The following is a 2,469-nucleotide window of genomic DNA, read 5'->3' as shown; positions in this document are numbered from 1 at the left end:
GATCCGGGTCGGCGGCCATTCGCTGCGCACGTCACCGCGCCAGGCCCTGCGCCAGTTGGGCGTGGTGTTCCAGCAAAGCACGCTGGACCTGGACCTGAGCGTCGAACAGAACCTGCGCTATCACCTCGCGCTGCACGGTGTGTCACGCCGCCAGGGCTGCGCGCGGATCGACGCCGAGCTGGCCCGCCAACACCTGACGGAGCGGCGCCACGAGCGGGTGCGCAACCTCAACGGCGGCCACCGACGCCGGGTCGAAATCGCCCGGGCGCTGCTCCACGAACCGCGCCTGTTGCTGCTGGACGAGCCGAGCGTCGGGCTCGATCCGGCCAGTCGCCAGGCCTTGGGGCAGCATATTCGCCAGTTGTGCAACGAACAGGGCATCAGCGTGCTCTGGACCACTCACTTGCTCGACGAAGTGCAACCCAGCGATGACCTGCTGATCGTGCATCAGGGCCGGCTCGTCGCCAGCGGTCGGGCCGAGGACGTGAGCGAGAAACACGGCGGCAGCCTCGGCTCGGCCTTCCATCGTTTGACCGCCTCGGGGGTGGCCGCATGAGCGCGTATTGGCAATGTTTCAGCGGCATCGTGATGCGCGAATGGCTGCGTTTCGTCTTGCAGCGCACGCGGTTGCTCAGCGCGCTGGTGCGACCGCTGTTGTGGTTGCTGGTGTTTGCCGCCGGTTTTCGGGCGGCGCTGGGCATCGCCATCATCGCGCCCTACGACACCTACATCCCCTACGAGGTGTATATCGTGCCGGGGCTCGCCTGCATGATCCTGCTGTTCAACGGCATGCAAGGCTCGCTGTCGATGGTGTACGACCGGGAAATGGGCAGCATGCGCGTGCTGCTGACCAGCCCCCTGCCCCGGGCGTTCCTGCTGGCGAGCAAGTTGCTCGCGACCTCGCTGATTTCCTTGCTGCAGGTCTACGCCTTCCTCGCCATCGCCTGGCTCTACGGCGTCCAGCCGCCGGCGATGGGCCTGCTGCTGACATTGCCGGCGCTGCTGCTGGTGGCGCTGATGCTCAGCGCCCTGGGCCTGTTGTTGTCCAATGCGATCCGGCAACTGGAGAATTTCGCCGGGGTGATGAATTTCGTCATCTTCCCGATGTTTTTCCTGTCTTCGGCGCTGTATCCGCTGTGGAAAATGCTCGAGGCCAGCCCCTGGTTGTACTGGCTGAGCGCGGTGAACCCCTTCACCCACGGCGTGGAACTGGTGCGGTTCGCGTTGTATGGGCAATTCAATGTGCTGGCGATGGCCGTGTGCGTGGGGCTGACGCTGCTGTTCGCACTGCTGGCGGTGTCGACGTTCAATCCGCAGCATGCGGCGTTGCGCAAGGCTAGCTGAACGGTCCAGCACACACGGCCCCTGTGGGAGCGAGCTTGCTCGCGATAGCGGTGGTTCAGTCAGCATTGAGGTGTCTGGTCCACCGCCTTCGCGAGCAAGCTCGCTCCCACAAGGGCAATGTGCAGATCTTCAGGTCGGAAATTACTACTTTAGTACCGGTTTTCCTGTCTATGGTCGCATTCACAAGACCTCGACCCTGGCATGTAATGGGCGCATAACAAAAAGGATAAATCCCATGCCCCGTTTGCTGGCCATCGTCTTGCTGGGCCTGGCGCTGAATGTCGCCCAGGCCGACACTGCGCTGTTTTCCCCGCAGGGCTATCGCATTACCCAATACCGCAGCCCGACGCCCGCCTCCGCCGATGGCGCGCAAACCCTCGACACCGAAGCCTTGCAGTGCCTGCTCGGGCAAACACCCGCCCCGCTGCTCATCGACGTGTACCGTCGCCCCTTCGTCCAGGGACGCTTCATCGACTCCGAGCCCCACGCCAACCTTCCCGGCAGCCTGTGGCTGGCCAATACGGGTGATGGCGAGCTGGATGCAACCTGGCAGGACTACTTCAGTTTCCACCTGCGCAAGGCCACCGCCGGACGCCTGGATCAACCATTGGTCTTTTACTGCCGCTCCGATTGCTGGTTGAGCTGGAACGCGGTAAAACGCGCCGCGACCATGGGCTATAAACATCTGTATTGGTACCGCGACGGCCTCGACGCCTGGGAGGCGGCCAACCTGCCCCTGCAAGCCGCCCGCCCCGAACCTTTTCCCTGATGTGAGCGACCTGCGTGCAACTGCCCCAACACGACAATAACGAGGTGAATGGCCATGTATAAAATCCTGATAGCCGACGATCACCCACTGTTTCGCGAAGCCATCCACAACGTCATCAGCGACGGTTTTGCCGGCAGCGAGGTGATGGAAACCGCCGACCTGGACAGCGCCCTGGCGCTGACCCGCGAACACGACGACCTGGACCTGATCCTGCTGGACTTGAACATGCCCGGCATGCACGGCCTCAACGGCCTGATCAATTTGCGCAACGAGGCGCCGACCATTCCCGTGGTCATCGTTTCCGCCGAGCAGGACAAGCAGATCGTCCTGCAGGCCATCACTTATGGCGCGGTGGG

At 63.3% G+C, this 2,469-nt stretch carries 4 protein-coding genes; all 4 read left to right on the top strand.

Features of this window, described 5'->3' with window-relative positions; all coding sequences use genetic code 11:
• The coding region (locus tag OC610_RS25585) for an ATP-binding cassette domain-containing protein (protein ID WP_264431811.1) at positions 1-556 on the top strand (556 nt) is incomplete at its 5' end.
• Positions 553-1,344: an ABC transporter permease gene (locus tag OC610_RS25580; protein WP_264431810.1), complete on the top strand. Its 792-nt coding sequence runs from the start codon at positions 553-555 to the stop codon at positions 1,342-1,344. The genes OC610_RS25585 and OC610_RS25580, both read left to right, overlap by 4 nt.
• Positions 1,345-1,579: 235 nt before the next feature.
• Positions 1,580-2,113 carry a PQQ-dependent catabolism-associated CXXCW motif protein gene (locus OC610_RS25575; protein ID WP_264431809.1) on the top strand — a complete coding sequence of 178 codons (534 nt, stop codon included), beginning with the start codon at positions 1,580-1,582 and terminating at the stop codon, positions 2,111-2,113.
• A gap of 54 nt (positions 2,114-2,167) precedes the next feature.
• Positions 2,168-2,469 (top strand): response regulator (locus OC610_RS25570; RefSeq protein WP_264431808.1); only part of this gene is annotated, 302 nt, incomplete at its 3' end.

Origin of the sequence: Pseudomonas agronomica, from assembly GCF_025917275.1 — a bacterium.
GTDB lineage: Bacteria > Pseudomonadota > Gammaproteobacteria > Pseudomonadales > Pseudomonadaceae > Aquipseudomonas > Aquipseudomonas agronomica.
Note: the sequence above shows the minus strand (reverse complement) of the source record. Positions and strands in the feature narration are given on the sequence as shown.

What these genes read in the sequence shown, in the direction of transcription:
- OC610_RS25580 (WP_264431810.1), top strand. Translation starts at nt 553, where the DNA reads ATGAGCGCGTATTGGCAATGTTTCAGCGGCATCGTGATGCGCGAATGG.
- OC610_RS25575 (WP_264431809.1), top strand. Translation starts at nt 1,580, where the DNA reads ATGCCCCGTTTGCTGGCCATCGTCTTGCTGGGCCTGGCGCTGAATGTC.